Origin of the sequence: Paractinoplanes brasiliensis (genome assembly GCF_004362215.1) — a bacterium.
GTDB lineage: Bacteria > Actinomycetota > Actinomycetes > Mycobacteriales > Micromonosporaceae > Actinoplanes > Actinoplanes brasiliensis.
The window spans coordinates 124,534-148,719 of the sequence record NZ_SNWR01000002.1; the positions used below are offsets into that span (position 1 = coordinate 124,534).

The following is a 24,186-nucleotide window of genomic DNA, read 5'->3' on the forward strand; positions in this document are numbered from 1 at the left end:
GGGCGGAGTTGTAGCTACCTGCGTTCCCGCAGGGTCTGCGACGGGGACACGCCGTACCGCTCGCGGTAGGCCCCGGCGAACCGCCCGAGGTGGGTGAACCCCCAGCGGTAGGCCACCTCGGACACGTTCACCTGCCAGGGGTCCGAGCGCGACAGCTCGGAGTGCGCCCCGTCGAGGCGTAATCGGCGCAGGTAGGTCAGGGGCGACATGCCCACGTGCTGGCGGAACGACTCCTGCAGCACGCGGACGCCCACCCCGGCGATCGAGGCCAGGTCGGTGGCGGTGAACGGGCGCCACGGCTCGGCGTGCATGGCGTCCAGGGTCCGTTTCACCGTACGGGGGCGGTTCGGCCCCTGCAGGCCGGCCGGCTCGTCGCCGTACGGGTGCTCGACCGTCAGGGCCAGGCCGCTGACCACCATGTCGCGCCAGCGGGCGGCCATCCGGGGCTGAGCCGACAGGCCGTTGCCCCGCCGTAGCTCGCCGAAGAGCAACCGGACCAGGGCGACCCACGTACGCCCGGGGGCGTCGATCACGTTGAAGCTGTCGCCCAGCAGCAGCGGCGTGACCACCTGCTGATCGAGGGCGGCGTCCAGCTCGCGTTCGAGGGTGCCGCGTTCGACCTTGACGCTGAGCAGCCGGCAGCTGCCCGGCCAGTCCAGGTCGATGTCGCCGACCGGGCGGTAGACAGCGGCCCGCGTCTCGTCGGCCAGCACCGTGGTGCCCCGGTGCCGCGAGCGCAGCATGCCGGTGATCGGTGCGAGCACGTGGTACGACGTCTCCAGCTCGGAGATCGCGAGGTGGATGTCGCTGCCGTAGCTGATCTCGCCCACCGTGATCGGGCCCAGCGACACGACGTCGCCCCGGAAGGCGAACCCGGACCGGTCACCGACCGGGTTCACCTTGAGAGGACCGTAGAACATGCGACGGCAGAACGCTCTCGCCTCGTCCACATCGGTGGTGACGAGCGAGGAGAGGGCGGACATGTCCGGTCGCGTCTGCTCAACGCCAACCATGGCGTCCAGACTAGACCCGTGCGGGCATCGACACGTGTGCGGTGACCGCGGCCACCGGCCAGGTGAAATCGGCAACCCCGCCGCCGGGCACGTCGACCTCGCCGAGCGGCGTGATCGGGTCGTCCCAGACCGTGTAGCGGCCCTCGGGCAGGCTGTCGAGCACCACGCTGTAGCAGACGCCGCCCCACACGTAGCGGGCGCGGACGGCCGCGTGCGTGCGGCGGGCCGGGTCGTCGACGGGGCTGACCTCGATCTCGCGGCCGTGCATGCGGCCCGGCGTGTTGATGATCAGCGCGCCGATGCCGTTGCCGATGTTCAGCATCACTGTGCCCTGGCCCGACGGGGTCATGCTGTGCCAGGAGTGCTCGTGGCTGTGATTGTGGCTCATGAGGGGTTGCCGAATCCGTCGAAGGGGGTGCCGAGGTAGGGGAACTTCTTGAGCAGGCCGGCGCTCGCGTCCTTGATGCTGAGGCCCTGCTCGACCAGCGCGGCCGCCGCGTCCGGCTTGAAGTCTTTTTCGACCAGCGGCAGGGTCACGCCGGCGATGGCCCGAAGCGAGATCGAAACCACGTCGTCGGCGATGCGCCGCCCGTTGGGGAAGCCGGCCAGGTCGCCGCCGAGAATGCCGAACTTGTTGGGCTTGGCCGCCGGCGGCACCGCGGTGTTGAGCCGCAGCATGTCGGCCTGCACCTCGCCGGTGTTGTTCTGGAAGTTTTCGATGATCCCGTCGGGGATGCCGGTGAGCAGGATCGCGACCAGGTCGGCGCGGGCCTTGCCGGCCTTGTCACGCTCGGCCAGGTTGTCGAACAGGCCGGGGTAGAGCACCGGCAGCAGCGTCTGCAGCTCGGGCTTCTCGACGAACTGGGCGAAGCGCTTGTCCTCCGCGGGGGACAGGCTGTTCCACTTGTCCTTCTCGGCCATCGGCACGATGACCTCGTTGAACAGCGGGTTGCCGAGGCGCGAGACCTGCACCTGGGGACCGACCACGACGTCGTCGTTCTTCTTGTCCCCGTTGCGCACCTGCACCTGGCGGCGGCTGGCCGACGTCCAGACGCCGATCACCGCCTCGGGGTCGCGCCCGCGCACCTTCTTCTTGCCGTCCCGGCGTACGGCGGAAAGCGGCACCTGGATCGCGATGCTGTGCACGTTGAGTTTGTCGGTGGCGTTGACGGCCTTGCCCGCGTAGTTGAACAGCGTCTGGCCGACCAGGTGCTTGTCCTGGAAGGGGCGCAGCGTGCCCAGGTCGAAGATGGCGCCGAGGTCGACGAAGAACGCGTCGGCGCGCTGGCCGGCGAAGACCTTCTCACCGGTCTTGAGCTTGGCCACGGCGTCGGCGGCCAGGCCGTCGTAATCCGGGATCGACAGCTTGCCGACGTTGCACGGCGGGCACGGCAGCTTCTTGGCCAGCACGGTGCTCTTCCCGTACGCGTCGACCTTGGTCACCGAGAAGAACTGTCGCCGGTTCCAGTTCTCGCTGTCGAGCGAGTCGATCGGGCCGGTGTTGTAGAGGAACGTCTTGTCGTTGCGCAGCTCGGTGCGGAACCGGAACTGATAGGTCAGGTCGGGCCGGGCGTCACCGTTGGAGTCGATGTGGATCTCGTAGAGCACGTCGTCGCCGAACTCGAAGAAGTTCGGGCCGCTGGCGGGGAGCTGCAGCGGGACGTAGTTCGCGATGATCGTCACCGTGTCGGGCGCGTCGGGGCTGACGAACGCGTAGAGGTCGGAGCTGTCGGCGACCGGATCCTTGCTGATCTCGGGGGCCTCGCGATGTGATGACATGTGGCGTCCCCCCTCAGCCCTGAGCCGACTTGAGCAGCTTGGCGGCGAGCTTCTTGTCGGTGAGCGTGCTCTTGGAGCCGCCGACGAACACGTCGAACGTGCCCTTCTCGGCGTCACGCAACGACAGGACCAGCGGACCGGCGCCCTTCGGCGACTCGTCGTTCTCACCGGCCAGGCTCAGCCCGGCCACACCGGCCACGGAGACGCCCACACCGGCGGTGGCGGCGATCGCCAGGACACGGCGACGGTTCACGCCTCGCTGACCGTAACGAACTCGGCTCATCTCGGCCTTTCCTGAATCTCTGGGGGGCCAACTGAAAGCTTGCTGTGTGGTGTCGACGCCCATCAGTACGAGACGGCAACCGTTGCGGTTCAACGGTTTTCGCGTCGTCTGCGAAGAAATGTGCCCGTGCCCGCCCACGCAATCGCCACGAAACCGACGAGCAACGCTCCGCCGACGATCCAATGACCCAGAGTCACTCGGCCGGTGTCGGCCTTCTGTGTCGCCACCGGGTTGAGCTGGGCCACGGGCGCTTCGCTCGTGGGCGCGGTGGTCTTTCGTGGGGCGGCGGTCGCTGTCGCGGTGGGCTCGGGCTTAGCGGCCTTTGCCCGTTCGGCCGAGGGCGCGGGCGCGGCGGTGGTGACGGAAGCGGCCGGGAACACGAGATCCGAACAGGAGTAGTACGTGTCCGGGGTCTTCGACGTCTCCCACACGATGTAGAGCATGTGCCGCCCGGTGCGCTCGGGCAGTTTCGCCCGCAGCCGGTACGCCCCGTCGTCCAGGTCGGGGTCGGTGACCGTGGCCAGGGGCTTGCTGCCGAGGTCGTCCCAGGTGAGGCGCTTGGTGGGATCGTACGAGGGCTTGGTCAGGAAGATCCGGAACTCGCCCGCGTGCGGAATCGTCGCCCGGTAGTTGATCGTCAGGCTCTGGCCCGGGGTGACCTTGGTGGCGGGGAAGTCGTCGCGGGGCAGGTCGAGGCCCCGGAACGGCTCGAGCCCCCCGCTGCACAGCTTTCCGTCCGGCACGACCTGGCGGTCCTTGCCCCCGACGCCGGCGATGCGCAGGTTGTCGAAGTTGCCGAACCCGCGCCCGTTGGCTTTGCGGGCCGCCTCGCACGCCGCGCTGCCGGTCTTCTCGCCGCCGTCGGCGCACGCGGCAGTGCGGCTGATCGGCGTGGTCGGAGCCCCGTGGGCCAGGGCCGGAGCGGGCGCCAGAGCCGTCGCGGCGGTCACCGCCACGGCGCCCGCGGCCAGACGATCGAATCTCACGTTCCTGCAGTACGCAGAAATGACCTGAGTCGTTCAGCACGTCCGCCGACGGCCTCGTCGCGGCGTGTGATTGCATGGCGGGGCTCGACAGTCAACGAATGGAGTTCCCATGGACAAGCCCGACGTCGGCCCGATCGAGGGCGCGCCCCCGGCCGACCTCGTCATCGAGGACATCACGGTCGGCGAGGGAGCCGAGGCCAAGCCGGGTCAGTACGTCAACGTGCACTACGTGGGCGTGTCGCACTCGACCGGCCGGGAGTTCGACGCCTCCTACAACCGTGGCGAGCCCTTCGCCTTCCCGCTCGGCGGCGGCCAGGTCATCGCCGGCTGGGACCAGGGTGTGGCCGGCATGAAGGTCGGCGGCCGTCGCCGGCTCACCATCCCGCCGCACCTGGGTTACGGCGCGCGCGGCGCGGGCGGCGTGATCAAGCCGAACGAGACCCTGGTCTTCGTGGTGGATCTGCTCGGCGTGCAGTGACGCCGAGGGGTGGCGCCGCCCCTGCGGTGGCGCCACACCCACCGGGCCGATTGGCTGAGCGCGCTCCACCATGGCGCTGTGCCCGGACCAACGCTGAGCCGCCGGCGCCTCGGAGCCGAGCCGAAGAGGTGCCGCGAGGCCGCCGGCCTGACCCAGGAACAGGTCGAGGCCGAGCTCAGACCCTGACGGCCGGCCTTTTCCACCGCCAGATCGAGCGGCCGCCGGTGAAGCACCACAGGGCGATCACCGGGTCGCAGATCGCGCAGCCGAACGACGAGTCGTGCACGGACGGGATCAGGGGATCGCCCCGCCGGTGGTGGAGGACGTCCCAGACCGTGTGCAGCAGCCAGCCGACGCCGATGGCCGGCCACCAGCGCAGGCCGAAGTAGGCGACGGCCAGCATCACTGCCGAGAACGCCAGCTCCCACAGGCCGAACGACCCGCCGCTGATGTAGGTGCCGCCGGCGCCCGCGATCAGCAGGGCGTTGATCCGCTGCCGGTGCGGTTCGGGGATGAGCCCGTTGAGGGCGATGAAGACGATCGCGATGAGCACCGGCATGACGTAACGCAGCATTCGACAACTCTTTCCACCGGCACGGGATGTGCGGTGGAAAGCCTAGGAGCGGCCCCGGCGGTCAAGAAGGGGAGCGCTTGCCAGATGCCAACGGGTTTCAGCCGTTGGGGCGGGTCTGCATCGCCTGCAGCGCCCAGCTGTTGCCGTCGGGGTCGCGGAAGTAGACGAAGTCGCCCCAGGGTTGCTTGTCGACCTCGCTGGCCTCGATGCCGGCCTCGACCAGCTGCGCCCGGGCCCCGGCGGCGTCGGCGACCACGCACTGGATCTCCTGTGTGCCGGGGGCCTTCTCGGTGATGCCCTCGCCGATCACGATCGAGCACGCGGAACCGGGCGGGGTCAGCTGTACGAACCGCAGCCCCTCCCGTACGGGATAATCATGATCGGCGTTGAAGCCTGCCTTCTCGTAGAACGCCTTGGCCCGGTCGACATCGGTGACGGGCACGGGAATCAGCTCGATCTTCATGTCCATGGAGGCAGCCTAGAGCTGATTCAGGCCACTTTCTGTCCTCAGCGGCGGGATTCGCGCGGGGCCGTCGGGGTGGGGCGGCAGCCCTGGCGGGCCGGAACGGACTCGGCCCGTTCCGGCCCGCGATCGATCCCGTCGTCCCCCGCGACGGTGTCGCGGCCGGAATCGAACGGCACTCCGAGAGGAGTCATCGGTTCCCCTTGAACTCCGCGCAACCCTTCTCGTCGGGCAGCAGCGGCCGGAAGTTGATCAGGTATTTCTGCCCGCCGGCGGTCCACGGGGTCATCTGGTTGGCCTTCTTGGCCGCGGTCGTCACCTTGTCGAGGTCGGCGCCGCTCACCAGCACGCAGCCGATCTTGAGAGCGGGGTTCAGGTAGTCGCCGGGTAGCGCCGGGCCGGGCCAGGCGACCTCGGGCTGCGCGGGCTCGCCGCCGGTCTGCGCCGTCCACGGGCGGGCCAGCGCGGCGAGCGACTCCGGCACGTACGGCTTCGAGGCCGCGTCGCCGTCACCGGAGCCGAGGTCGCGCAGCTTCTTGACGTAGGCGGCCAGTTTCGCGCGGGCGGCCTGCTGCGCGTCGGTGAGCATCGGGTCCTTGGCCTGAGCCTCGTTGAGCGCCATGACCGACACCGACTGGACGCCCCGGTCGGTGTTCACCGTGACCCGGGTGTTCGGCGCGTCGGCGACGTTCGGCTGCCCGAAGTCGGTGCCCGGCCGGACCGTGGCGGCGCCCTCCTCGACGACCTTGCGCAACTGGTCGGCGTCGAGTGTCACCACCTGGACGTTGGGCAGCGCGGGCCCCGGATAGATCGCCGGGACCGGGCCCTCGGTGAGCACGCGGCCGTCGGCGTAGACGCTGACGGCGGGGAGCGTGCCGATCGTTCTGTCCGGCGGCACGAACCCGCCGTACGACTCCACGCGCGCCACGAGCTCGTCACCGCTCTGGGGGGATGCGGAGGACGAGTCGGGGGCGGGTCCGCCGGCGTCGGTGCCGGTGGCGCCGGGCTGCGCGCAGGCAGCGATCAGGAACAGGGGAACGGCGGCGGCGATCAGGGTGCCGCGGAGACGAGTCATGTCCGGTCAGACGATCCGAGCCCGTCCGTGGTTCCGGCTCTGTCCCGAATTGAGGCGAGCTTTTTACGTTGCAGTTGTATTGGAAACCGGATACCTTTTGCAATGCAGTCGTATTGCTAACGGGGAGGGTTCATGGCGGTCGTCGCGCTGCAGGAAGTCACCGCGGACATGCTGGCCGAGGCCGGTGGCAAGGCAGTGGGGCTCGGCGCCCTGCTGCGGGCGGGGGAGCGGGCGCCCGCCGGGTTCTGCGTCACCGCCGGCCCGCTCGACCGGGAGCAGATCCTTTCCGCGTACGGGGTCCTGGGCGCGGGCGCCGTGGCGGTGCGCTCGAGTGCGGCTGTCGAGGACGGCCCGGACGCCAGCCACGCGGGCATGTTCGACACCGTCCTCGACGTGCGCGGCCCCGGCGAACTGCTCGCCGCCATCGAGCAGTGCCGCGCCTCGACCGGCAACACGCGCGCCACCGCCTATGCGACGGGGAGAGGACCGGACCATGCCCGCTCGCCGAGACCTGGACTGGGGCTGCACACCCGTGCCGAGCCGGGTTTCGGGCTGGACGCTGCTCCCGGGTCGGGTTTCGGGCTGGAGGCTGCTCCTGAGCGGGGTTTCGGGCTGGAGGCCGATCCCGGGCCGGGCATGGGCGTCGTCGTGCAGCGGATGGTCTCGGCTCGGGAGGCCGGGGTGCTGTTCACGGCCAACCCGGTCACTGGCAACCGCACCGAGATGCTTGTGGAGTCGGCCGCCGGCGCCGAGACCGTGGTCGGCGGGACGGCCGACGTGGACCGGCGCGTCCTTGACCCCGGCGAGCCGCTTCACGAGATCGGGGAACGGCTCCAGGCCCTGTTCGGCGCTCCGCAGGACGTCGAGTGGGCGGTCGACGACGACGGCGAGCTGTGGATCCTGCAGTCCCGGCCGATCACGACGCTGTTCGAGCAGCCGCCCCCGGCCGCCGGGCCGCCGCGGATCTACCTCGAGTTCGGGCACGTGCAGGGCATGCTCCAGCCGGTCACCCCGATGGGCATGGACACGCTGAAAGACCTGGTCAGGGCGATGCTGGCCCCGCTCGGGCTGCGCGTGGAGATCACCGGCATCGGCGGGCGGCTCTACGGCGACATGACCGACCTCGTACGCGATCCCATCGCGCGCCGCCGTCTCGTGGCGCTGATGGCGGTCGACTTCGGGCCGCGCGCCCAGGCCGTGATGCGGCACGTGCTCGACGACCCCCGCTTCGCGCCGCAACGCCGCGCTCGGGGGGACGCCGGACGACGGCGTCGCACGAAGGACGACACCGCAGGAGGGCGGCCTCGGGGAGGCAGCAGCGCGGGGGATGGCGCAGGAGGGCGGTCGCGGGGAGGTGGCGGCGCGAAGAGTGAGCCCGCGCGGAAAGGCGGCGGTCGCTCGCTGCCTCCGGTTGGCCGGGCCGTGCGCGGGGTGCTGGGCGCCCTGATAAATCCGGACAAGGCCCGTGAACGTCTGCAGGCGGAGGTCGAGCGGATCAGGCGCGAGTCCGAGGACGACGGCCGGACGCTGAGCACGGCCGAGCGGCTGAGGCTGGTGCGCGAGCACGACCAGGGCCACAGCGCCGACGCGATCATCTGGCCGATCGTGGCCGGCATGCTCGCCGGCGCGCTGCCGCCCAAGCTGCTGGGCGACGTCGCGAGGCCGGGGGAGGTCCACGCCGTGCTGGCCGGGATGCCGCACAACGTGACGATCGAGATGGACCTGGCGCTGTGGGAGCTGGCCCGCACCGCCACCGGCGCCGCCGACGTCGACCTCACCGGCTTCCTGCACACGTACGGGCATCGGGCCGCCGCCGAGGTCGACCTCGGAGTGCCGCGGTGGTCGGAAGACCCTTCCCCCGTACGGGCGGCCCTGGCCAACCTGATGCGGGTGACCGACCCGGAGCAGGCGCCCGACGTGCGCTTCACCCGGGCCGCCGAGCACGCCGAGGCCACTTTGCGCGAGCTCGCCGCAAGAGCGAGAAGGCGGAGGCCCGTACGGGGAAGGTTGGCTGTTTGGCTGCTCGGGCGGGCGCGGCGGCTGGCCGGGTTGCGCGAGGCCGGGAAGTTCGCGGGTCTCTATCGCCTGGCCGATCTGCGGCGGCACCTGCTGGCCGTGGGGGCCGAGCTGGCCGCGGACGGGATGCTGGAGCGGCCCGGCGACATCATGTTCCTGACCCTCGACGAGGTGGGGCTGCGTGACGTGCGGGGGCTCATCAGCGAGCGCCGCGCCTGGTACGAGCGTGAGTGCCGCCGACGGTACGTCCCGGTGGCGCTGCTCTCGGACGGCACCGACGTCGAGGCCGTCATCCCGGCACCGGTGACTCCGGGCGCGCTGCGCGGGGTCGGCGCCTCGGCGGGCCGGGCGACAGGACCCGTACGGGTGGTGCACGACCCCGCCACCGCGCGGCTCGAACCGGGCGAGGTGCTGGTCACGGCGACGACCGACCCGGGCTGGACGCCGCTGTTCCTCACCGCGGGCGCGCTCGTCACCGAGACCGGCGCGGTGATGGCGCACGGGCCCACGGTCGCCCGCGAATACGGCCTGCCCGTTGTCATCTGCGTGCCCGGGGCGACGCGTCACCTGCGTACGGGCCAAATCGTCACGGTCGACGCCGCGGCCGGAACCGTCACCGTCGAGGAAGGATCAGGATGAGCGTTCTCCGCCGAGCCGCGGCTGCCGAGGCGGCCACGTGGCGCAACCTGGCCCTGTGGGTGAGCCGCCGCCCGGTCGAGCTGCACGGCGGACAGGCGTACGGGTATCTCGGGGTGGTCAAGCCGATCCTGGGGGTCTTCCTCGTCCTGTCGGTGGTCGAGATCCCGATTCTCGACCTGATCGTCAAGCACGTCGTCCCGTGGGGCCCGGCGCGACTGATCATGCTCGCGATCAGCGTGTGGGGCCTGCTGTGGATGCTGGGTTTCCTCGGCGGCATGATCCGGCACCCGCACCTGGTCGTCGACGAGGGGCTCCGGGTGCGGATGGGCCCCGGCATCGACCTGACCGTGCCGTGGGCCGACGTCGAGTCGATCGGCAAGCGCTATCGTTCGATGCCGTCGAGCCGCGCGGCGCAGTTCGAGGACGGAGCGTTGCACATCGTGGTCGGAAGCCAGACGAGCATCGACGTCCGCCTCCGCCGGCCGCTGGCCTTCGACGTGCCGCGTGGCCCTTCCGAGCCGGTTTCCGAGCTGCGCCTGTACGCCGATGACGCGGACGGCCTGGTCCGGGCCGCCCGTACACATCTCGACGCCGTCGCCGCCTGAGCCGCCGCCATGCCGAAGATCGTCGACCACGAGGCGCGCCGCCGGTTGATCGCCGACGCGCTGATCAAGGTGGCCGCCGAGCAGGGCCTGGAAGCCGTGAGCCTGCGTCACGTGGCCGCGGCGGCCGGGGTGTCGGTGGGGATGGTGCAGCACTACTTCCACACCAAGGACGAGATGATGGCGTTCGCGCTGGCGGCCGTCATGGACCGTACGGAGTCCCGGATCCGCTCGGCGGTGGCCGCGCTGGGTTCCGAGCCCCCGCCCCGGGTCCTGCTGCGCACGATGATCGCCGCCCTGCTGCCGCTGTCCGGTTCCGCCCGCGACGACGGCCGGGTGGCCCTCGCGTTCCTTGCCTACGCCGCCGTACGCCCCCAGGCCGCCGAGGGTTTGCGCCCCGGCACCTCACAGCTGGCCGACTTCGTCGCCGGCCTGCTGCCCGACCCGCACGGCGTCCCCTCGGCCACGGCTCTGCTGGCCCTGATGGAGGGCCTGGGCATCTATCTGCTGGGCGGCCAGCTGACCCCCGGCCAGGCCCTCGAAGCGCTCGACGCCCACCTCGACCTGCTGTTCTGACGTCGGGCGGCCGCGTTCTACGGCAGGCGGCGGCAGAGCAGGGCGTCCGGCGTACGGGAGGATCCGATTCTGCCGGTGTAGGCAATGCCGGCGGCGTATTCGCCGAGCCCGCACTGGCCCTTGTAACGGCCCGTCGCGAAGTCGCCGCCGGGGTTGCCGGGCGGGCGGTTGTCGGAGCGGTCGAACCAGACCGTACGGGCCGCGCCGTTGACCGCGTCGGGGGAGGTGGCGCACAGGGCGCTCGACATCGCGGCCCCGCGGACGGCGTACCCGACGAGCAGGGCGCCGGCCGGGCATTCGAGCTTGGTGTAGCCGCTCGCCCAGTCCTGCGTGACGTGCTGCTCGTTGCGGACCACCTGGTACGAGGTCCACTCGGCGCCGCCGGTGCACAGCGCCCGGTTGCCGGTGTGGGCCAGCCCGGCCAGGCGCTGACCGTCGGGGCAGGAGGCCTTGCGGGCGCCGCTGTCCCAGTCGGGCTCGGCCCGCAGGCGCAGCGACGCGATGAAGTCGCCGTGGTCGGGGCTGAGCATCGACCAGGGGGTGACCGGATCCACCGGCCCCGACCGTCCCGAGGCGACCAGGCGGTTCCAGATCGGCGCCCGCCAGTCGTCGGCGCTGCTCAGCACGCCGGCCCGGTCCCAGAAGAGCAGGCCCCAGCCGTTGACGGCGCGGTTCTCGGTGAAGCCCACGGCCGGCCAGTACGCGAAGTCGGCGTCCGTCTGCACCAGGAAGTCGGTGAAGTTCGTGAACCAGGTGCGCTGGACGGAACCGGCGGTCGCGTTGCCGTCCACCCCGAACTCGCTGATCCACACCGGCGCGGTGAAGTGCTGCCCGTCCTCGGTGGCCACGTACAGCGCGTCGCGCTGCAGCACCCGGAACAGTTCGTCGCGGCTCAGGTCCCGGTAGCGCGGGTCGGACGTCTCGCCGATGCCGCTCGCGCCGCTGTGGTTGGGGCCGGTGTAGTCGTAGAAGTGGGCGGCGTAGACGAGCTTGCCCGAGCGCGCGAGCGTGTGCGACAACGACCGTACGGGCTTGAGGGTGGGACGCTCGTGCGCGAATCCGTCGATCGGGATGCCGGTCCAGTTGATGCCCTCGACGATGATCAGCAGGTCGGGGTTGGCCTCCCGCAAGATCCGGTCGCCCAGCCGCTGCGACGCCGCGAACCAGTCGTGGTCGTTGCCCCAGCCCCAGTTCGGGTCGTCCAGCACCGTGCGGCGCACCTCGTTGTAGAGGTCGGCGCCGACCACCCGCGGGTTGCCGCGGTACCGCTGCGCCATCGTGAGCCACGTGTCCTCCCACGCCTGCGAGCTCTGCGAGGTGTTCCAGCGTTCGTTGCCGTCGACCCCGCAGCACCAGCGGGTCGTGGTGGTGTGGTTGTTGAGGATCACGGCGAGCCCGGCGCCGGTCAGGGCCGCGACCACCGCGTCGTACACCTGGAGCGGGGTCTTGCCCCTGAGCTGCGGGTTGGCCGCCACGTAACGATCGCCCACCGGGACGGAGTCGGTGACCATCGCGCTGGAGAACGGCAGGCGCACGCTGGTGACGCCGATGGCGCGGAACCCGTCGGCGATGGCGGTCAGCGGCGCCCGGTCGAGGCCCATCGGCACCCGTCCCGAGTTCTCGCCGGCGTGGTGGTTGGCGTCGGTGTCGACGTCGCCGGAGCCGTTGTAGGTGCCGCTCGCGCCGTGCCAGTTGACCGAGCGCAGCTTGAAGCGATTGCCGTCGGCGTCCACGATGTAGCGCCCGCGGGTGCTCAGCGGGCCCTCCCATCCGGCGTCGGGTTCGGCGGCGTGGGCGGGAGTCGCCGTCAGCAGGCCGGCGACGAGCGTGAGGACCAGTAGGGCGCGCATGGATATCTATATATACGACGGGCGTGCGATGGGGTTAATGCGTTGTCCGGCGTCGTCGCCGTCCCTACCGTAGAGATCACCTGACCGGTCGGAGAGGGAGGTGACCCGGTGAGTGATGTGCTTGTTCTCAACGCCGACCTGGGGCCGCTGCACCGGGTGAGCCTTCGGCACGCCGTACGGATGCTCGTGCGGCAGGTGGCCGAGGTGCACGAGGCGCGGCCCGACCGGGTGATCGGCGTGTGGCCGGTCCCGACGGTGGTGCGCCTGGTGACGTACGTGGTCACCCGCTGGCGGCACAGCCGGGGCCCGGGCTGGTCGCGTGCCGGCGTGATGGCCCGCGACCGGAAGCGCTGCGCCTACTGCGGACGGGTCGCGTCCACGATCGACCACGTGCTGCCGCGCTCGCGGGGCGGCGCCAACAGCTGGCTCAACACGGTCGCCGCTTGCTATCCCTGCAACCAGCGCAAGGGCGACCGCACCCCGGCCGAGGCGCGCATGCCCCTGCGGGTCGTGCCGGTCGCGCCGATGTGGGACTCGCTGCCCTAGGCCGGCAGGTCACGCTGGTACAGCAGGCTGCGGTGCGTCGGAACGTAACCCAGCGACCCGTTCGTCCGGCGCATCGCGGTGTTGCTGTCGGCGGTGTCGGCGAGCAGCCCGTCGAGGCGGGGGAAATTGGCCCGTACGCGGGAGATCTGCGCCGCCTTCATCCAGCGGGCCAGGCCACGGCCGCGGTGCGCCGGCAACACCCCGGTGCCGTAGTGCTGGGCGTCGCCGGCGCCCTCGGCCGGGACGACCAGCTCGGTGAAGCCGGCCATCGTGCCGTCCGGGGTGATCGCGGCGGTGGTGCAGAGCGTCTCGCCGCGCTTGGCGACCGCCTCGGCGACCGCGTGCAGCCGGGTTACGTCCCACGCCAGTGTCACGTACGCGGTGTCGCCCATCGGCATGTCGTCCATGGCCGACCTGGCCTGCACGAACGTGTCGGCCAGCTCGGCGGGCACGGCGCCCTCCCAATGCGCGAGCCGATAGCCGGGCACCGGTTCCGCGACCGGCTCGGCGTCCTTCAGGGCCAGCCGTGTGTACGTCAGGGCGAGCACCTCCCGGAAACCGCGCGCCCGGCAGAACCCGTCCTCGCCGGGGCGGACCGGCTCGGTGAGCAGCGCGCGTATCCCGTGCTCGGCGGCCGCTCCCGTCAGCGCCTCGAGCAGCCGGGTGCCGACACCTTGCCGCCGCTCGGCCGGATGCACAGTGATCTGGACGTCGGCCGTGTGCCCGGCCGCCGGCAGCCACAGGAAGGCAGTGCCGAGGGGGCGCCCGTCATCGCCGGCGGCCAGCCAGGCGAACCGTTCCCGGTGCGCGGGATCGATGAGGGGGGTCACATGCATGGCGATCATTGTGGCGGCCGCGAGCGTTCATGTCGTACCCCCCTGCCATGCTCGGTGCCGTGATCGTCGAGTTCGAAAGTGAGCTGTGGGTGTGGGACGCGCGCAAGGACGAGACGTGGACGTTCGTGAGCCTGCCGGTCGAGGAGTCGGACGTGATCCGTGACCTCACCGAGGGCGCCCGGCGCGGCTTCGGCTCCGTCCGGGTCAAGGCCTCGATCGGCACCAGTCACTGGCAGACGTCGATCTTCCCCGGCGGTGGTGGCGGGGCCTACGTGCTGCCCGTCAAACGCGCGGTGCGCCAGGCCCAGCAACTGGAGGCGGGCGACGTGGCGACAGTCTCGGTCGAGGTGCTGGGCCTGCGGACAGAGTGACCCCGGTGCGCGCTGGCGCTGCGCACCGGGGAGATGTCAGGGCGGCCCCTGCTCTGTTCAGGACTACCCGTTCCTGCCGTTTTCTGCCAGGGGTTTCTCACCAGGGGCGGCGACGGCGGTAATGCCCGTGGTGCCCATAGTGGCCGTGATGGCGGTAGTGGCCGTGGTGCCGGTAGTGGCCACGGTATCCGTACGCACCCGGCGGCCCGTACGCGCCGGGATGTCCGTACCCGCCGTGATGTCCTCGCTTGTGCAGCTTCGACGCGAGCAGCGACATCAGCAACCTCTTGATCGAACCGCTCACCGTGTGCCTCCTCGACTGGCTACCTGCAACGGTACGTGCCTTTGTCCAGTACTCCCTGTGACCAGCCTGACCATTCCCTGCGAATCACCCCTTCCACCGGATCATCGCCGCGGTGGCGTCGTCGCGGAGTTCGCCCTGCTCATAGCTGACGATCGTGTGGATCAGCCGCCGCATCACCTCGGGCGCGGGCAACCCCTGGGCGAGTTGCCCGCTCAGGAAGGCCGTCAGCCGATCGAGACCGAAAAGAGCCCCCGCACGGTCCCGCGCCTCAGTGATCCCGTCGGTGTAGAGCACGAGGGTGTCGCCCGGCGTGAGCTGCTCGGTCGTCACCCGTGGCGGCCGGTTCAGCATGGTGGCGAGCCCCAGCGGCAGCGCCGTCGGCGTGGGCCACCCGTTGTGTGCCTCGCCGTCGCGCAGCAGCAGCTCGGCCGGGTGCCCGGCGCTGATCCGCCGATACTGCCCGGTCACGGTGTCCAGCTCGGCCAGGATCGCGGTCACGAAACTGCCCGGGTACTGCGCCCGGATCCACTTGTCGATCGACAGGTACGTGTCGGTCAGGCCCAGCCCGGAGCGCCGCGCGTTGCGGTACGTGTTCAACGTCAGCGTGGTCAGCGCGCTCGCCGCGATGCCGTGACCGACCGTGTCGAACAACCCGACGTGCAGCACGTCCCCGTTCGCCGCGTAGTCGAACGCGTCCCCGCCCACGTCGTAACACGGCTCCAGCACCGCGGTGACCATGGTGCCGTCCACAGCGAACGTCAACGGCGGCAACTGGTTCCAGACGATCTCGGCCGCCAGCTGCATCGGCTCGCGCCGGCGGGTGTGCTCGACCGCGTCGCCGTAACCACGCCGGCTCGCGATCAGCTCGGCCACCAGCGCCGCGATCACCTCGAGCTCGTCGAAGTCGGCGGCCCGGGTGCGCAGCTCCAGCACGCCGAGTCGTTCCGCGCCGTGCAGCAGCGGCAGCCACACGCACTCGTCCGAGGTGGTCACCCGCGCGGTCGTGAACGCCTCGCCGGCCGGGGTGCCGTCGACCAGGACAGGGCTCGCGGCGGCCGGGTCGCCGCCGGGCAGCGGACAGAGCTGCACCTGCGCGTAGTCGACCAGCAGGACGGTGGCCGTGGCCGCGCCGAGCAGCGGGGCCGCGTCGTGCAGCAGGGCGGGCAGGTCCTCGGCCCGTCCCCGATGTCGCAGATCGAGCAGTCTGCGTACGGCTTCCATCGCCTCGGGCACAAGCCCCTCATGCCCAGCGAGGGCCGCCGTCAATCGACGCGATAACGCTCGACCAGGCCGGCGAGGATCTCGCGGGTGCGGTTCAGGTCGTCGATCTGCTTGGTGACCCTGTCCAGCTCCGACGTCAGGCGCTCGGCGAGCCAGGGCGTACGGATGGCCTCGTTGCTGATGCACGGGAGCACGTCCTGAATGGTCGCGCTGGTGAGCCCGGCCGACAGCAGCGACTGGATCAGCGAGACCCGCTCGACCGCCGTCTCCGGGTAATGCCGCTGTCCGCCGCCGCTGCGAACGCTGGCCAGCAGCCCCTGCTCCTCGTAGTAGCGCAGGCTCCGGGCGCTCGCCCCGGTCGCCGCGGACAGGTCGCCGATCCGCATGGAAATCCTCCCGGAAAAGCCTTGACCCTTACACGGATGTGAGGTTTTAGCGTAGACGCATGACAGCCGCCACCGCTTCCCTGATCGAGCCCGCCACCCTGGCCGGACTGCCGCTGAGCAGCCCGTTCGTCATGGCCCCGATGACCCGCGAACGGTCGCCGCAAGGCGTGCCGACGCCGGAGAACGCGGCCTACTACCGCCGCCGCGCCGAGAACGGGATCGGCCTGATCATCACCGAGGGCGTCCTGGTCGACCACGTCAGCGCCGGCCACCAGCGGGATGTCCCGCGCCTGACCCCCGGCCCTGCCGAGGCCGGGTGGCGGCACGTCACCAGCGAGGTCCACGCCGCCGGGGGACGCATCGCCGCGCAGCTGTGGCATCTCGGCAGCGAGCGCGAGCCCGTCGACGGTTACGCCTCGTGGACTCCCACGACGATGGCCGGCCGCGACTTCGACACCATCGTTTCCGCGTACGCCGCTTCCGCGCGCGTCGCCGTACGGGCCGGTTTCGACGCCGTGGAGGTGCACGCCGCCCACGGATACCTGCTCGACGAGTTCCTCTGGCCGGTCAGCAACCCGACCCTGGCCCACCGGGACTTCCCCGCCGAGATCGTGCGCGCCGTCCGGGCCGAGATCCCCTCGTGCATGCCGTTGATCGTCCGGTTCTCCCAGTTCAAGGAGCGCGACTACACCGCACGCATCGCCGAGACCCCCGCCGAGCTGGCCGGCATCCTCGAAGGGCTGCGTGAGGCCGGGGCGGACGTCCTGCACGCCTCGCAGCGCCGCTTCTGGGAACCCGTCTTCGACGGCAGCGGCCGCAACCTGGCCGGCTGGGCCAAACACCTCACCGGCCTGCCCTCGATCACCGTCGGCTCGATCGGCCTGACCCGCGACTTCGCCCGCTCCGAGCGCATGCGCGAGCTGCTGCGACGCCGCGAGCAGGGCGAGTACGACCTGATCGCGGTGGGCCGGGCGCTGCTCGGCAACCCGGCCTGGGTGACGCTGGCCGCCGCCGGCCGGCACGACGAGATCCGCGACTATCACAAAACGGACGAGGAGCGATACTTCTGATTTTCCCGCGCGAGGGCCGTCCGACTTGGTGAAATCGTCACCATGGTGTCGGAAACGCCCAGAGCAGCCGTACGCGCATGGCGTGACGGTCTGGTCAACCTCGACGCCGGAAACCGCCTGCTCAACTTCCGCCCCGCCGCGAACGGCACCCTGGAGATCACCGGACCGGCCGCCCCCGACATCGTCGCCGCGCTGCGCGGCGACCGCGACTACGGGTTCCTGCCGCAGCACGCCAAACCCCAGCCCGGCGGGCTGTTCCGCACCGGGCTCAGCGCCGCCGCCCTCGGCGCCGAACTGCGGCGGCTGCAGCGCAAATCCCGCCAGGACTTCCTCGACCGGGGAGTGGCCGCGCTGCACCTCGCCCTCGGCATGCTGCACTGGCGCGACGAGGAGGACGTGCCGCTGAACAGCCCCATCCTGCTGCTGCCGGCCGAACTGGCCGGCTCCGGCCCTGCCGACGTGCCGCGGCTGCGGGTACGCGGCGAAGACCCGGTGGTGAACCCGGCGCTGGCCCTGCGGCTGCGGCGGATGGGCATCACCATGCCGGGCGTGGACGGGCCGGCTGGGCTGGACGTGCGGGCGTACCTGCGGGAACTGCGGGAGCTGGTCGACAACCGGGACTGGCAGGCCGAGGAGACGGTGTGCCTGTCGCGGTTCACGTTCCACAAGGAGGCGATGTACCGGGATCTGCTCGACAACGAGTCCCGGATCGTCGCCCACCCGCTCGTCGCGGCACTGTGCGAGAATTCCGACGCCGATTTGCCCTGTGGACAACCCGCACAGCCCCCCTTGACAGGTGTAGTTTCCCACCACCTGACCCCGGGAGGGTGGGGAGGAGGCGGGTGGGCCGGATGGGAGTCGTATACAAGAGAAGACCTCCCGTTAGTGCTCGACGCCGATGCCACCCAGCGCGCCTGTGTCGAGGCCGCCCTGCGGGGTGAGAGTTTTGTGCTCGACGGCCCGCCCGGCACGGGCAAGTCCCAGACGATCGCGAACATGATCGGGTGCCTTCTCCACGCCGGAAAGACGGTTCTGTTCGTCTCGGAGAAGGCCGCCGCCCTCGAAGTCGTGCGCAACCGCCTCGCCGCGGCGGGCCTGGACGCGTACCTGCTCGAACTGCACAGCCACAAGGCAACCCGCCGGGAGGTGGCCCGCGCGCTCGCGAACTCGGTGGAGCCCCGCAGCGTCGAGCCGGTCCCGCCGCCCAACGAGCGCCTGCGCGAGCTGCGCGACCTGCTCGACGGCTACGCGGCGGCGATGAACGAGCGACGTGAGCCGCTCGGCCGCACGCTGCACGACGTGCTCGGAGAATGCGCCCGCCTGACCGGCCTGCCCGAGGTGCCGAACCCCTGCGCATCCCTGACCAGCCGGTCCGACGTGCCCAGCCCCACCGCGCCCCCGCCCGGCCTGCCCGAGGTGTCCAGCCCCACCGCCCGTCCGGCTGGCCTGCCCGGGATGCCCAGCTCCACCGCGCGCCTGCCCGAGGTGTCCAGCTCCACCGCGCGTCCGGCTGGCCTGCCCGAGGTGCCCAACCCCTGTGCCCGGCCGGGTGAGCTGACCCCGCGCATGGTGCGTGACGTCGTGGAAGCGGCCGGCGACCTGACACGCTGCCGGCGGGCGGCGGCCGGCCCTGCGACGTTCCCCTGGCGCGAGGTCGTCGAACGGGCGCCCTTGGGCGGGGCGTTGCGCCGGGCCCGGCAGGCGCTGCACGCGCTGGCGGAGGAGGCACGGCCGCACGCCAGGCTGGCCAGGGCCTTCGACGCCGTACGACCGGGACGCGCGAGCACCCTGGCGGCGCTGGTCACGCACGCCGCCCGGCGACCGGCCGCGGTGGCCGACGCGTGGCTGACCGCGCCCAGCCTCGAGCCGATCGTGCGGGCCGCCGAGCACCGCTCCCGCCGGCTAGCCGACGCCCGCCGGGCCCGGGCCGCCGTACGCGAGGCGGCCGGTGCCGAATGGCACGAGCTGCCCGACTTCGACCCGCCGGCGGTCGAGCCCCGCACCCTCACCGCGGCCGGCGCCGAGGAGACGATCCGCCGCCTCACCGGGGAGGCCGCAGCCCTCGACGCGCTGGGCGAGGAGATCGCCGCCACCACCGCGCGGCTCGGCCTGCCCCCGGTGGCCACGTTCGCCGACCTGAACCGGTTCGCCGCGCTGGCCGAGCTGGCGGGCCGGCCGCACCGCCCGGAGCCGTTCTGGTTCGGTCCCGGGGTGCCGGCCGGGGTGTCGGCGGCCGAGGCCGCGCTGCAGCACTGCTCCGAGACCGTGGCCGCCGCGGAGGCCGGGTGCCGCCGCTGGTTCAGCCCGGAGATCGTCGGGCAGCCGGTCGAACAGCTCGCCGAGCGGCTCACCCATGAGCATCGTGGCTTGCGTAAACTGCTGCGGGCGTACCGGCGGGACTGGGACGCCGTGGCCGCGTACGCCCGTCCGGGGGTGCCGCCCGGGGAAGCTGTGTCCCACCTCGGCGCGGCGGTGACCTGGCAGCGGGCGCTGCGCGAGCAGGCCGCCGCCGAGCACCAGTACGCACCCCTGCTGGGGCGGTACTGGCGGGGCGGAACTGCGCTGCACGAGGCCCTGCGGCTCGCCGAGGAGATCGTGCGGCTCACCCCGCCGGGCGCTCTGCCGGCGGTGGCCGACCAGCTCTGCCGCCCGGTGCCCGACTCGCGTCTCGCCGCCACGGCGGCACGGGCCCGAGCACTCGCCCGGGGCGAATCGGCCGCCGACACGCCACGGGACGCCGCCGCCCGCCGCCGCGCCCAGGTGCGAGCGCTGACCGAGGTGGCGATCGCCCTGCACGCGTACACTCAGGCCCTGGGCCGCGACGTCGACCTGGGGGAGGCCCGTGCCCTGGCCCGCCTGCGCCGCGCGGCCGCCGACGAGGAACGGGTGCTCGCCGACGACTACGCCACGGCGGTGGCCGCGCTCGGCGCGGCGGCCGTGCACGACGACGACCTGCGGGGAGCGGTCGAATGGGCGCGGGCGGTCCGGCGCCTGACCGGGGGCGCTGACCGGCCGCTGACCGAGGAACAGGCCGCGGCCCTGCGCTCGGACGGCGGCGCCACGGCCCTGAGCGAGCGGTTCGGCGCCTGGGAGGACGCCCGGGACACCGTCGTGGCCGCGTTCGCCCCGGGCCGCCGCGCCGAGATCGCCGAGCGGCTGGACGACTACGACGGCGTGTTGCTGACCGAGCTGCTCGACGACCCGGGCGGCCAGGACGAATGGCTCGGCTACGACCGCGTGCGGCGCGTCCTCACCCCGGAGGCGATCAGGTTCTGCGCCGACCTGCCCGGCGACCAGGTACGTCCGGCGGTGGAACGGGCGGTGCTGGCGGCGTGGGCCGACGCGGTGATCCGGGACGACGAACGGCTGCACCCGGTCGGCGGCCCCGAACGGGACCAGCTGGTCGAGGAGTTCCGCGCGCTCGACGCCACGCCGGCCGGGCACGCCGCCGCCACGATCGCGGCCGCGGTGGAACAGCGGCGCATCGAGGCCCGGGTGCCTGCCGAGGCGACGCTGCTGCGCCGCGAAGGCATGAAGGAAACCCGCCACCTGGCCGTACGGGATCTGATCGGGCGCACCCGGCAGACCGTGCTGAGCAGCAAGCCGTGCTTCCTCATGTCGCCGCTGGCGGTCAGCCAGTTCCTCCCGGCCGACCTCACGTTCGACGTGGTGATCTTCGACGAGGCGTCGCAGATCGCCCCGGCCGACGCGATCAACTGCCTGTACCGGGCCGGCGCGATGATCGCGGCCGGGGACGACCGGCAGCTGCCGCCCACGTCGTTCTTCACCCGCACCGACACCGACACCGACGACGACGGCAGCGACGTCAACGACTTCCAGTCCATCCTGGAGCTGGCCAAGGGGTGCGGGGCGTTCCCCAGCCGCGGTCTCGGGTGGCATTACCGCAGCCGGCACGAGGCGCTGATCGCGTTCGCCAACCGCCAGTTCTACGACGGCCGGTTGCAGACGTTCCCGGGCGCCAACACCGACCCCGAGACGGGCGTCGAGCTGATCCCGGTCCACGGCGTCTACCGGCGCGGCAGCACCCGCGACAACCCGGTCGAGGCCGAGACGGTCGCCGAACGTATCGTCTCCTGCCTGACCACCCGGCCCGGACTGTCGTACGGGGTGGTCACGTTCTCGGTGGCGCAGGCCGAGGCGATCGAGGCCGCTTTGGAACGCGCGGCCACCCGCCACCCCGGGCTGGAACGGCTGCTCGACGGCGACCGCCTCTCCGGGTTCTTCGTCAAGAGCCTCGAGTCGGTGCAGGGCGACGAGCGCGACGTGATGATCTTCTCGATCGGGTACGGCCGGGACGAGCAGGGCAGGATCAGCACCAACTTCGGCGCGCTCAACCAGCCCAACGGGTGGCGCCGGCTCAACGTCGCGATCACCCGGGCCCGGCGGCGCGTCGAGATCATCTCGTCGATCCGGTCCCGCGACATCCCGGAGTCGGCCAACGAGGGCGTACGCCACCTCGCCGCCTACCTGGACTACGCCGAGCGGGGCGCCGCGGCGCTGCCGGGCCCCGACCCCGCCCCGGACCCGTTCGTCACCGCGGTGCTGGAGACCGTGCGCTCGTGGGGCTACCGCGCGAAGGCCGGGATCGGGCTGGACGGCTACCGGATCGACGTCGGCGTGCGGCACCCCACGCCCGCGGGCGGTTTCGTGCTCGGCATCGAGTGCGACGGGCCCCGCTACGGCGCGATCGGCTCGGCCCGCGACCGCGACCGCCTCGCCGGGCAGGTCCTCGCCGGACTCGGGTGGCAGCTGCACCGCGTGTGGGGGGCGGCGTGGCATCGCGACCGGGCGGGGGAGGAGGCCCGGCTCAAGGAGGCGATCGTGCGGGCGACCGGCGGGCGGCCCTCGGCGAGGCCACGACCCTACCGTCGAGTAGAGTCTCTTGGGTTACGGCTCGTTCCGTAGCACTTGGGGTGATAGACCGGTGAAGACCGATTACGGTATTGACTCCCCGCGCTCAGATGTCCAGCATATGTCGCGTGACCCCCGGGACCCCGTCGGTGCAGGCAGCGCCGGTCAGCTGCGTCGCCTTCCGCGCTGACGGCCGTCGGCTCGCCAGCGGGACCCAGGACGGCAAGGTCACCGTGCGGGAGACCAGCGATCCGTCCCGCCCCGTGGTCATGACCGAATTTGCCCATCGCTCGGCGGTGCTTGCCGCGGCCTGGAACCCGGGCGCGTCCGACCTGCTGGCCATCGGCTCGGCCGAGGGCACCGCGGCGGTCTGGCGCGTCGTCGACGACCGTCCGCCGCACCTGATGAAGGTGCTGGGCGGGCACCCGGCCCCCGTCACCGGGGTCTCGTGGATGCCCGACGGCCAGCACCTGCTCTGCCAGCTCGCCGACGGCCGGGCGGCCGTGTGGCAGGCATTCGGCGAGAAATACCTGGGCGAGCTCGACGACTGCGTACGCCTCGACGTCAGCTCCACCGGCCTGGTCGCCACGGTCGGGGCCAACGGCTTCGTGGCCGTCCGCAACCTGGCCCAGGACAGGTCGCCGCTGGCCGGCCGGGCCGCCCCCGCCGTCGAGGCCTGCGCGTGGTCGCCGGACGCGACGACCCTGGCCCTGGCCCGCCGGGACGGCGCGATCGAGATGCGCAACGCCCACCTCGACCCGGTCCGCAGCCTCACCGCCGGGGACGCCCCGCTGCGCTCGGTGACCTGGTCGGCCGACGGACGGCACGTGCTGGCCGGGGCGTACGACGGGACGCTGACCGCCCTCGACTCGGCCAACCGCCCGCACTGGCGGCTCACCGACCCGACGATCCGCGCCCGTTCGCTCGCGATCGGCGGCCCGGTGCTGGCCACCGCCACCTTCGCCGGGCGGCCCTACCTGCTCGACGCCACGTCGGGCACCCCGCTCACCCCCGGGCTGTCGCTGCCCGCCCTGCCCGCGCCGACCCGCCCCTTCCGCGACGGGGTGCTCGCCGCCGAAGGCCGGGTCGTGACGGCCGGGCCGCCGGACGACCGCACCGTCGTCGTCGAGCACGACCTGCGCGTGGGGGCGATCGACTCGCTGGCCGACCGGGTGGTCGTCTCGGCCGCCCATCAGGCCGTGCGGGTGGCCCGGCTCGACCCGCTGGCGTACGAGGTGGAACGCGGCATCACGCTGCGCGCCCCCGAGCCGGTACGCACGGTCGCGCTCCTCGGCACGCCCGAGATCACGGTGGTGGTGGCCGCGTCGTACGACTTCCGCCTCTACTCGTGGACGGTCGACTGGACCGGCCCCCCGGTCGGGCCCGGCGTGGTCGGCGAGTTCGGCGCCGGCATCGCGGCCCTGCAGCGCCTCGACGAGCAGCGCCTGACCGCCACCGACCACCGCGGCGAACTGGTCATCCTCGCGCTCGGCGCCGACGGCGCGCTCAACTCCTGACGAACCGGCTCGGCGCCGATGGCGCGCTCAACTCCTGACGAACCGGCTCGGCGCCGACGGCGTGCTCAACACCCGACGAGCTACTCGAAACGCGAGGGGTCGCCCGCCCCCGTACGCAGAATCTCGGGCTCGCCGCCGGAGAGGTCGACAACCGTCGTCGGCACCACGCCGCCGTCGCCGGAGTCGACGACCGCGTCCACCGCGTGATCGAGAGTTTCCTTGATCTCCCAGCCCATGGTCATCGGCTCCTCCTGCCCCGGCAGCAGCAGCGTGCTCGACACCAGCGGCTCGCCCAGCTCGGCCAGGATCGCCTGCGCGACGACATGGTCGGGGATGCGCACGCCGACCGTCTTCTTCTTCGGGTGCAGCAGGCGGCGCGGCACCTCCTTGGTGGCGGGCAGGATGAACGTGTACGGCCCCGGCGTCGCCGACTTGATCGTCCGGAACGACGCGTTGTTGATCTGCACGAACTGGCCCAGCTGCGCGAAGTCGTGGCACATCAGCGTGAAATGGTGCTTGTCGTCGAGGTGCCGGATCTCGCGGATGCGGTCCAGGCCGTCCTTGTTGCCCATCCGGCAGCCCAGCGCGAAACACGAGTCGGTCGGATAGGCGATGAGCCCGTCACCCCGGACGATGTCGGCCACCTGCCGGAGCGAACGGGGCTGCGGGTTGTCCGGGTGCACGTCGAAATACTTCGCCACCGGTAAAGCCTAATGAGTCACCCAGCGT

24 protein-coding genes are annotated in these 24,186 nt (G+C 71.9%); 9 read left to right on the forward strand and 15 right to left on the reverse strand.

All coding sequences use genetic code 11. The features are described from left to right. Nucleotides 1-14: 14 nt before the first annotated feature. The 5 genes from C8E87_RS32575 to C8E87_RS32595 all read right to left on the reverse strand — a co-directional run bounded on the left by C8E87_RS32575 (nt 15) and on the right by C8E87_RS32595 (nt 4,061). Nucleotides 15-1,013, reverse strand: coding sequence for an AraC family transcriptional regulator (locus C8E87_RS32575; protein ID WP_239080170.1), 999 nt, complete (start codon nt 1,011-1,013; stop codon nt 15-17). A 10-nt stretch (nt 1,014-1,023) separates the two neighbouring features. After that, on the reverse strand, nt 1,024-1,401 hold the full coding sequence (locus tag C8E87_RS32580) for a phospholipase (RefSeq protein WP_133877298.1): 378 nt from the start codon (nt 1,399-1,401) through the stop codon (nt 1,024-1,026). Continuing rightward, nucleotides 1,398-2,792, reverse strand: coding sequence for a DUF4331 domain-containing protein (locus C8E87_RS32585; protein ID WP_133877299.1), 1,395 nt, complete (start codon nt 2,790-2,792; stop codon nt 1,398-1,400). Before C8E87_RS32585 ends, C8E87_RS32580 begins: the two co-directional genes overlap by 4 nt. Nucleotides 2,793-2,805: 13 nt before the next feature. Then, a complete protein-coding gene (locus C8E87_RS32590) occupies nt 2,806-3,045 on the reverse strand; it encodes a hypothetical protein (RefSeq protein ID WP_239080169.1) in 240 nt (79 codons plus the stop codon). A gap of 119 nt (nt 3,046-3,164) precedes the next feature. After that, the gene (locus C8E87_RS32595; RefSeq protein ID WP_239080168.1) at nt 3,165-4,061 is read right to left on the reverse strand and encodes a lytic polysaccharide monooxygenase; all 897 of its coding nucleotides are present in this window, start codon (nt 4,059-4,061) and stop codon (nt 3,165-3,167) included. A 109-nt stretch (nt 4,062-4,170) separates the two neighbouring features. Between C8E87_RS32595 and C8E87_RS32600 the strand changes: the two genes are divergently transcribed. After that, on the forward strand, nt 4,171-4,539 hold the full coding sequence (locus tag C8E87_RS32600) for an FKBP-type peptidyl-prolyl cis-trans isomerase (RefSeq protein WP_133877301.1): 369 nt from the start codon (nt 4,171-4,173) through the stop codon (nt 4,537-4,539). A 175-nt stretch (nt 4,540-4,714) separates the two neighbouring features. Here C8E87_RS32600 and C8E87_RS32605 read toward each other — a convergent pair whose 3' ends face one another. From C8E87_RS32605 to C8E87_RS32615, 4 genes are all read right to left on the reverse strand, one after another. Then, nucleotides 4,715-5,113, reverse strand: a complete 399-nt coding sequence (locus C8E87_RS32605) for a DUF6010 family protein (RefSeq protein WP_133877302.1) — start codon at nt 5,111-5,113, stop codon at nt 4,715-4,717. Between the two features lie 97 nt (nt 5,114-5,210). Next, nucleotides 5,211-5,582 (reverse strand): VOC family protein, encoded by a 372-nt coding sequence (locus C8E87_RS32610; RefSeq protein ID WP_133877303.1) that lies wholly within the window; start codon nt 5,580-5,582, stop codon nt 5,211-5,213. A 38-nt stretch (nt 5,583-5,620) separates the two neighbouring features. Next, nucleotides 5,621-5,770 carry a hypothetical protein gene (locus tag C8E87_RS43945; protein WP_166661359.1) on the reverse strand — a complete coding sequence of 50 codons (150 nt, stop codon included), beginning with the start codon at nt 5,768-5,770 and terminating at the stop codon, nt 5,621-5,623. Further along, nucleotides 5,767-6,651, reverse strand: coding sequence for a hypothetical protein (locus C8E87_RS32615; protein WP_133877304.1), 885 nt, complete (start codon nt 6,649-6,651; stop codon nt 5,767-5,769). The genes C8E87_RS43945 and C8E87_RS32615 overlap by 4 nt, the downstream gene beginning before the upstream one ends. Nucleotides 6,652-6,783: 132 nt before the next feature. Here C8E87_RS32615 and C8E87_RS32620 point away from each other — a divergent pair, with 132 nt between their 5' ends. Genes C8E87_RS32620 through C8E87_RS32630 form a run of 3 tightly spaced genes read left to right on the forward strand, consistent with a single transcriptional unit; the run spans nt 6,784 to nt 10,484 of the window. Continuing rightward, complete coding sequence (locus C8E87_RS32620) at nt 6,784-9,306, forward strand: PEP/pyruvate-binding domain-containing protein (protein WP_133877305.1); 2,523 nt, start codon at nt 6,784-6,786, stop codon at nt 9,304-9,306. After that, complete coding sequence (locus C8E87_RS32625; RefSeq protein WP_133877306.1) at nt 9,303-9,911, forward strand: hypothetical protein; 609 nt, start codon at nt 9,303-9,305, stop codon at nt 9,909-9,911. Before C8E87_RS32620 ends, C8E87_RS32625 begins: the two co-directional genes overlap by 4 nt. A gap of 9 nt (nt 9,912-9,920) precedes the next feature. Next, on the forward strand, nt 9,921-10,484 hold the full coding sequence (locus C8E87_RS32630) for a TetR/AcrR family transcriptional regulator (protein ID WP_133877307.1): 564 nt from the start codon (nt 9,921-9,923) through the stop codon (nt 10,482-10,484). A gap of 17 nt (nt 10,485-10,501) precedes the next feature. Here the strand turns inward: C8E87_RS32630 and C8E87_RS32635 are convergent, their stop codons facing one another. Continuing rightward, nucleotides 10,502-12,334, reverse strand: a complete 1,833-nt coding sequence (locus tag C8E87_RS32635; RefSeq protein ID WP_133877308.1) for a glycoside hydrolase family 5 protein — start codon at nt 12,332-12,334, stop codon at nt 10,502-10,504. Between the two features lie 108 nt (nt 12,335-12,442). On the opposite strand from C8E87_RS32635, the gene C8E87_RS32640 reads away from it, so the two are divergent. After that, complete coding sequence (locus tag C8E87_RS32640) at nt 12,443-12,880, forward strand: HNH endonuclease (RefSeq protein WP_133877309.1); 438 nt, start codon at nt 12,443-12,445, stop codon at nt 12,878-12,880. Here the strand turns inward: C8E87_RS32640 and C8E87_RS32645 are convergent. Beyond that, nucleotides 12,877-13,716: a GNAT family N-acetyltransferase gene (locus C8E87_RS32645; protein ID WP_203720620.1), complete on the reverse strand. Its 840-nt coding sequence runs from the start codon at nt 13,714-13,716 to the stop codon at nt 12,877-12,879. The two genes, C8E87_RS32640 and C8E87_RS32645, sit on opposite strands and share 4 nt — an antisense overlap. A 59-nt stretch (nt 13,717-13,775) precedes the next feature. Here C8E87_RS32645 and C8E87_RS32650 point away from each other — a divergent pair, with 59 nt between their 5' ends. After that, on the forward strand, nt 13,776-14,087 hold the full coding sequence (locus tag C8E87_RS32650) for a DUF1905 domain-containing protein (RefSeq protein ID WP_133879090.1): 312 nt from the start codon (nt 13,776-13,778) through the stop codon (nt 14,085-14,087). A 97-nt stretch (nt 14,088-14,184) separates the two neighbouring features. On the opposite strand, the gene C8E87_RS32655 is transcribed toward C8E87_RS32650, so the two are convergent. The 3 genes from C8E87_RS32655 to C8E87_RS32665 form a co-directional block, all read right to left on the reverse strand. Further along, nucleotides 14,185-14,391, reverse strand: coding sequence for a hypothetical protein (locus tag C8E87_RS32655; protein WP_133877310.1), 207 nt, complete (start codon nt 14,389-14,391; stop codon nt 14,185-14,187). Nucleotides 14,392-14,475: 84 nt separating this feature from the next. Continuing rightward, nucleotides 14,476-15,624: a PP2C family protein-serine/threonine phosphatase gene (locus C8E87_RS32660; RefSeq protein WP_133877311.1), complete on the reverse strand. Its 1,149-nt coding sequence runs from the start codon at nt 15,622-15,624 to the stop codon at nt 14,476-14,478. Nucleotides 15,625-15,653: 29 nt separating this feature from the next. Beyond that, complete coding sequence (locus tag C8E87_RS32665) at nt 15,654-15,998, reverse strand: MerR family transcriptional regulator (protein WP_133877312.1); 345 nt, start codon at nt 15,996-15,998, stop codon at nt 15,654-15,656. A 59-nt stretch (nt 15,999-16,057) separates the two neighbouring features. Between C8E87_RS32665 and C8E87_RS32670 the strand changes: the two genes are divergently transcribed. The 3 genes from C8E87_RS32670 to C8E87_RS32680 all read left to right on the forward strand — a co-directional run bounded on the left by C8E87_RS32670 (nt 16,058) and on the right by C8E87_RS32680 (nt 23,457). After that, the gene (locus C8E87_RS32670; RefSeq protein ID WP_133877313.1) at nt 16,058-17,068 is read left to right on the forward strand and encodes an oxidoreductase; all 1,011 of its coding nucleotides are present in this window, start codon (nt 16,058-16,060) and stop codon (nt 17,066-17,068) included. A 42-nt stretch (nt 17,069-17,110) separates the two neighbouring features. Then, nucleotides 17,111-21,994 carry a PDDEXK-like endonuclease domain-containing protein gene (locus C8E87_RS32675; RefSeq protein WP_133877314.1) on the forward strand — a complete coding sequence of 1,628 codons (4,884 nt, stop codon included), beginning with the start codon at nt 17,111-17,113 and terminating at the stop codon, nt 21,992-21,994. A gap of 74 nt (nt 21,995-22,068) precedes the next feature. Next, nucleotides 22,069-23,457: a WD40 repeat domain-containing protein gene (locus C8E87_RS32680; RefSeq protein ID WP_166661360.1), complete on the forward strand. Its 1,389-nt coding sequence runs from the start codon at nt 22,069-22,071 to the stop codon at nt 23,455-23,457. Nucleotides 23,458-23,537: 80 nt separating this feature from the next. On the opposite strand, the gene C8E87_RS32685 is transcribed toward C8E87_RS32680, so the two are convergent. Beyond that, a complete protein-coding gene (locus C8E87_RS32685) occupies nt 23,538-24,158 on the reverse strand; it encodes an L-threonylcarbamoyladenylate synthase (protein WP_133877316.1) in 621 nt (206 codons plus the stop codon). Nucleotides 24,159-24,186: the final 28 nt, after the last annotated feature.